General features: G+C 71.4%; 4 protein-coding genes. 3 read left to right on the top strand and 1 reads right to left on the bottom strand.

Annotated elements, in window-relative coordinates; genetic code table 11:
• On the bottom strand, positions 1-1,991 hold a 1,991-nt coding region (locus IEZ11_RS49915; RefSeq protein ID WP_189269772.1), incomplete at its 3' end, for a type I polyketide synthase.
• Between the two features lie 315 nt (positions 1,992-2,306).
• Here IEZ11_RS49915 and IEZ11_RS49910 point away from each other — a divergent pair.
• The 3 genes from IEZ11_RS49910 to IEZ11_RS49900 form a co-directional block, all read left to right on the top strand.
• Complete coding sequence (locus tag IEZ11_RS49910) at positions 2,307-3,482, top strand: cytochrome P450 (protein ID WP_189269771.1); 1,176 nt, start codon at positions 2,307-2,309, stop codon at positions 3,480-3,482.
• Entirely contained in the window at positions 3,479-3,682 is a 204-nt protein-coding gene (locus IEZ11_RS49905) for a ferredoxin (protein WP_308426612.1), read from the top strand. Before IEZ11_RS49910 ends, IEZ11_RS49905 begins: the two co-directional genes overlap by 4 nt.
• A gap of 58 nt (positions 3,683-3,740) precedes the next feature.
• The coding region (locus IEZ11_RS49900) for a type I polyketide synthase (protein ID WP_189269770.1) at positions 3,741-6,348 on the top strand (2,608 nt) is incomplete at its 3' end.

The following is a 6,348-nucleotide window of genomic DNA, read 5'->3' as shown; positions in this document are numbered from 1 at the left end:
ACCCCGGCGACATGCGCGGCGGTGACCTCGCCGATGGAGTGCCCGATCAGGAAGTCCGGGCGCAGTCCGCGGTGTTCGGCCAGCCGGAACAGGGCCGTCTCCACCGCGAACAGCGCGGCCTGGGTGAACCGGGTCTGGTCCAGGAGCTCAGACGCACCGAAGACGATGTCCTTCAGCGGCTGTTCCAGGTGCGGGTCGACCACCGCGCACACCGCGTCGAAGGCTTCGGCGAACACCGGCTCGGCCGCATACAGCTCCCGGCCCATCCCCGCCCGCTGCGCCCCCTGGCCGGTGAACAGCACCGCCAGACGGCCGGTGCCGGCCCTGCCCTGGACGACCCCCGTCCGGGCCTCGCCCGCGGCCAGCGCCTCCAGCCCCGCCAGCAGTTCGGCACGGTCATCGCCGAGCACCACCGCCCGCTCGTCGAAAGTGCCGCGCGTCGACGCGAGGGAGTGCCCCACGTCCGCCGGACGCAGTTCCCCGGCACCGGCCACGAACTCCGCCAGCCGCGCCGCCTGTTCCTGAAGAGCCGCCCGCGAACGCGCACTCAGCACCCACGGCACCAGGCCGCCCTCGGGCGAAGTGGCCGGCTCGCTGTCAGGTTCGTCGGCTGCCTGTTCCAGGATGAGGTGGGCGTTGGTGCCGCTGATCCCGAAGGAGGAGACCGCCGCGCGGCGCGGCCGGTCCACCTCGGGCCAGGGCTGTTCCTCGGTCAGCAGCGACACCGCGCCTGCCGACCAGTCGACGTGCGAGGTCGGCTCGTCCGCGTGCAGGGTGCGCGGCAGGAGGCCGGCGCGCATCGCCATGACCATCTTGATGACGCTGCCGACGCCTGCCGCGGCCTGGGTGTGGCCGATGTTCGACTTCAACGAGCCGAGCCACAGGGGCTGTTCGGCGGTGTGGTCCTGGCCGTAGGTGGCGATCAGGGCCTGCGCCTCGATGGGGTCACCCAGCTTCGTGCCCGTCCCGTGGGCCTCGACCGCGTCGACGTCCGCGCCCCTCAGGCCGGCGTTGGCCAGGGCCTGGCGGATCACCCGCTGCTGGGCGGGGCCGTTGGGGGCGGTCAGGCCGTTGGACGCGCCGTCCTGGTTGATCGCGCTGCCGCGGATCACCGCCAGGACGGGGTGGTTGTTGCGCTGGGCGTCGGAGAGGCGTTCCAGGGCCAGCATGCCGACGCCCTCGGAGAAGCCGGTGCCGTCGGCCGAGTCCGAGAAGGCCTTGCAGCGGCCGTCGGCGGAGAGACCGCGCTGACGGCTGAACTCGATGTAGATGCGGGGTGCGGACATGACGGTCACGCCGCCCGCGAGCGCCAGCGAGCACTCGCCCTTGCGCAGCGCCTGGGCGGCCAGGTGCAGGGCGACCAGCGAGGAGGAACAGGCCGTGTCCACCGAGATCGCGGGACCCTCAAGACCCAGGGTGTATGCCACCCGGCCGGACGCGACGCTGGTGAGGACGCCCGAACCGATGTAGCCCTCGACCTCGGCGGGGACCTCGTGGACGCCGGGCGCGTAGTCCTGCGGGATGGCGCCGACGAAGACGCCGGTGTCGCTGCCGCGCAGGGTCGCGGGATCGATACCGGCCCGCTCCAGCGCCTCCCACGCCGTCTCCAGCAGCAGCCGCTGCTGCGGATCCATCGCCAGCGCCTCACGCGGACTGATCCCGAAGAACTCCGCGTCGAACTCGGCCGCCCCGTACAGGAACCCGCCCTGCCGCGTGTAGGAATGGCCGGTGGCGCCGGGATCGGTGTCGTAGATGCGTTCCAGGTCCCAGCCGCGGTTGTCCGGGAAATCACCGATCGCGTCGACGCCCTTTGCGACGAGGTTCCACATTCCTTCCGGGGATTCCACGCCTCCGGGGAAACGGCATGCCATGCTGACGATCGCGATCGGCTCCCGATCCCGGCTCTCGGCATCGGCCAGCCGACGGCGCGTGCTCTGCAGATCGGCGGTTACCCGCTTCAGGTAGTCGCGGAGCTTGTCTTCGTTCGGCATGTAAGAGCCATCCCCCTTGGACGATCATGTGGCGGTGCCGCGGGCATCGCTGACATGCGCTCACTCGTTCGGACGGCAGATTCGGCAGCGGGGCTTGGCTGCCTCTTTCCCGGCGCTAAAGTGCCAGGTGGCCGAGGTCCTGATCACTCTTGCAATGAGGGGGGTCCAAGGCCTCCCCGGTTTTTAGCGGAAGTTTAGCTATCCGCCTTACCGTGCTCGAAAATCGCGCACGGAAACGGTGCGCCCTTTTTCGTGCCGGCCGGGGAGGCGCACCTCATGAATGTTGGCGAGGATTCCGGGATACCAGATTTTCCGATGCCCCGCTCGTGTCCGTTCGGACCGCCTTCGCAGTACGCGAGGCTCCGCGCCGAGGAGCCGGTTTCCCGGGTCCGGCTCCAGAACGGCGCATCGGCCTGGCTCCTCACCCGTTACGACGACGTACGGTCCCTGCTCAGCAATTCCGCGACCACGTCGAACCGCGCGCACCCGGCGTTTCCGGCGACCGTGGCCAACACGCAGGCCTTCGCCCAGAAGGGCTTCCTGCTGTCGATGGACGCCCCCGAGCACGCGCTGCACCGCCGCATGGTGACGGGCGAGTTCACCGCCCACCGGGTGCGCCGGCTGCGGCCCCGGATCCAGGAGATCGTCGACACGTGCGTGGGCCGGATGCTGGTGGCGGGCGCCGGCGGCCGTCCCGTCGACCTGGTGCAGGAGCTGTCCCTGCCGGTCCCCTCGCTCGTCATCTGTGAGCTGCTGGGTGTGTCCTACGCGTCGCGCAGCATCTTCCAGAAGAACACCGAAGTGCTGCTGAACCGCACCAGCACGGCGGCCGACCGCGAGGGGGCCTTCGGGGCCCTGCGCGACTTCCTCGGCGAGCTGGTGACGAGCAAGGAACGCGCCCCGGACGAGACCCTGCTGGGGCGTCTCATCGTGAAGTACCGCGAGGCGGATCTCTACGACCACGAGCATCTGACCGGCTTCGCCATGCTGCTTCTGCTCGCCGGGCACGAGACGACGGCCAACATGATCTCGCTGGGCGTCACCGTGCTCCTGGACGGCGACCGGGCCCGGCTGGACGAACTGGCCGCCGACCCGTCGCTGATGCCGCAGGCCGTGGAGGAACTGCTGCGGTACCTGAGCATCGTCGACTACCCGACCTCACGCGTCCTGCTGGAGGAGACCGAGGTCAGCGGTGTGCGGATCGGTGCGGACGAGGGGTTCATCGCCTCCGGGGCCGCCGCCAACCACGACCCCGAGGTGTTTCCCGACCCCGGCCGGTTCGACATGTACCGCAGCACGGCGGGCCATGTCGCCTTCGGCTTCGGCGTCCACGCCTGCCTCGGCCAGAACCTGGCCCGTGCGGAGCTGGAGATCGTCTTCAACACCCTCTTTGCCCGGACCCCGGGCCTGCGGCTGGTCCGGCCGGCCGGCCGGCTCCCCTACAAGGACTCCACCGTCTACGGAATCCACACCCTGGAGGTGACCTGGTGACGCTGCGTATCTCCGTCGATCAGGCCGAATGCTGCGCCTCGTCCATGTGCGTCCTGGTGGCGCCCGATCTCTTCGACCAGCGCGACGAGGACGGCATCGCCTACGTCCTCCGGCCGCAGCCCGGCCCCGAGCAGCACGCCGAGGCCCGCGACGCGGCCCGCCGCTGCCCCTCCCTCGCCATCACGGTCCACGAGGACTGACGCCGCGCCCGTCGGCCCCTCCCGCCCGCCACGCCCGGCTGCCCCGAAAGGTTCTGCAGTGGCCAGCAACGAAGAGAAGTTCCGCGACTACCTCAAGCGCGCGACCGCCGATCTGCGACAGGCGCGTCGCCAGCTGACCGAGATCGACGCGAAGAGCCACGAACCCTTGGCCATCGTGGGCATGGCGTGCCGGTTCCCGGGCGGGGTGGACTCCCCCGACGCCCTGTGGCGGCTGGTCTGCGACGGCGTGGACGCGGTCGGCGGCTTCCCCGCCGACCGTGGCTGGGCGGAGGACCTGTACGACCCGGATCCGGGGGCGGCGGGGCACTCGTACACGCGGCAGGGCGGGTTCCTGTACGGGGCGGCCGAGTTCGACGCGGAGTTCTTCGGGATCAGTCCGCGTGAGGCGCTGGCGATGGATCCGCAGCAGCGGCTGCTGCTGGAGACGGCGTGGGAGGCGCTGGAGCGGGCCGGTATCGATCCCGCGACCCTGCGCGGCAGCGACACCGGCGTCTTCGCCGGCGTCATGTACAACGACTACGCCTCCCGGCTCAGCCCCGTGCCGGAGAGCTTCGAGGGCTACATCGTCAGCGGCAGCCTCGGCAGTGTCGCGTCCGGCCGGGTGGCGTACACCCTGGGTCTTGAGGGTCCCGCGATCTCGGTGGACACGGCCTGTTCCTCCTCGCTGGTCGCCCTGCACCTGGCCGCCCAGGCGCTGCGCAAGGACGAATGCTCGCTGGCGCTGGCGGGCGGGGTCACGGTCATGTCGACGCCGAGCACGTTCGTGGAGTTCAGCCGTCAGCGGGGACTCGCCGCCGACGGCCGCTGCAAGGCGTTCGCGGACTCGGCCGACGGCACCGGCTGGGCGGAGGGCACCGGCCTGCTCGTCGTGGAGCGGCTGTCGGACGCCCAGCGCAACAACCACCCGGTCCTGGCCGTGATCCGGGGCAGCGCCATCAACCAGGACGGCGCCAGCAGCGGCCTGACCGTCCCGAACGGTCCCGCCCAGCAGCGGGTGATCCGCCAGGCCCTGGCCAACGCGCGCCTCTCGGCGTCCGACGTGGACGCGGTGGAGGCCCACGGCACCGGCACCAAGCTCGGTGACCCGATCGAGGCGCAGGCCCTGATCGCCACCTACGGCCAGGACCACTCCCCCGAACAGCCCCTGTGGCTCGGCTCGCTGAAGTCGAACATCGGGCATGCGCAGGCGGCGGCCGGGGTCGGCGGCGTCATCAAGATGGTCATGGCGATGCGCGCGGGTGTCCTGCCGCGCACCCTGCACGTGGACGAGCCGACCTCGCACGTCGACTGGTCGGCGGGCGCGGTGTCGCTGCTGACCGAGGAACAGCCCTGGCCCGAGGCGGACCGGCCGCGCCGCGCGGCCGTGTCGTCGTTCGGGATCAGCGGCACCAACGCCCACCTCATCCTGGAACAGGCACCGGCCCCGGAGACCACGGCGGACGAGCAGCCTGCGCACGGTGTACTGCCGTGGGTGCTGAGTGCGCGTTCGCGGGCGGCTCTTCAGGAACAGGCGGCGCGGCTGGCGGAGTTCGTGGCCGGTGCCGGGGAACTGCGTCCGGCGGACGTGGGGCACTCCCTCGCGTCGACGCGCGGCACTTTCGACGAGCGGGCGGTGGTGCTCGGCGAAGACCGTGCCGAGCTGCTGGCAGGGCTGGAGGCGCTGGCCGCGGGCGAGGCCCGGACGGGGGTCGTCCAGGGCAGGGCCGGCACCGGCCGTCTGGCGGTGCTGTTCACCGGCCAGGGGGCGCAGCGGGCCGGGATGGGCCGGGAACTGTATGCGGCCGAGCCGGTGTTCGCCGAAGCCTTCGACGCGGTGTGTGCGGTCCTGGACCCCCATCTCCCGCAGCCCCTGAAGCAGATCGTGTTCGGCGACGGCCCGGAAGGCCTCCTGGACCAGACCCGGTTCACGCAGGCCGCGCTGTTCGCGGTGGAGACGGCCCTGTTCCGGCTGGCCGAACACCGCGGGCTGCGCCCGGACTTCCTGATCGGGCACTCCATCGGCGAGGTCACCGCCGCGCATGTCGCCGGGGTGCTGTCCCTGACCGATGCGGGCGTGCTGGTGGCGGCGCGGGGCCGGCTGATGCAGGCCGCCCGCCACGGCGGCGCGATGCTCGCGGTCGCCGCCCCCGAAGCGGACGTGGTCGCGGTCCTTGAGGGGTTCGCCGGACGGCTGGACCTGGCGGCCGTCAACGGCCCCTCCGCCGTCGTCGTCTCGGGTGACGCGGACGCGGTCGAGGAGATCGCGGGCCGGTTCAGGACGGAGGGGGTCCGGGTCAAGGCGCTGACGGTCAGTCATGCCTTCCACTCCGCCCACATGGACGAGGTCCTTACCGAGTTCACCCGCACCATCACCGCCCTGACCTTCAACCCGCCGGCCATCCCCATCGTGTCGAACGTGACCGGACAGCTGGCTGCGGTCGAGGAGCTGACCGATCCGGGCTACTGGGCCCGGCACATCCGCGGCACCGTCCGCTTCCACGACGGCCTGAGCACCCTCGCCGCCCAGGACGTCACCACCTACCTCGAACTGGGCCCCGACCCGGTCCTGACCGCCATGGTCAACAATGCCCTGGAGCAGGACGAGTTCACCGCCGCAGCAGCCCTGCAGAAGGGCAGGGACGAAGAGCGCTCCCTGCTCTCCGCGC

The sequence above is a fragment of the Streptomyces fuscichromogenes genome (genome assembly GCF_014645815.1).
In the GTDB taxonomy this organism is placed as follows: domain Bacteria; phylum Actinomycetota; class Actinomycetes; order Streptomycetales; family Streptomycetaceae; genus Streptomyces; species Streptomyces fuscichromogenes.
Note: the sequence above shows the minus strand (reverse complement) of the source record. Positions and strands in the feature narration are given on the sequence as shown.

Excerpts from the sequence above, each read along its gene's own strand:
- IEZ11_RS49910 (WP_189269771.1), top strand. The coding sequence starts at position 2,307 with ATGCCCCGCTCGTGTCCGTTCGGACCGCCTTCGCAGTACGCGAGGCTC.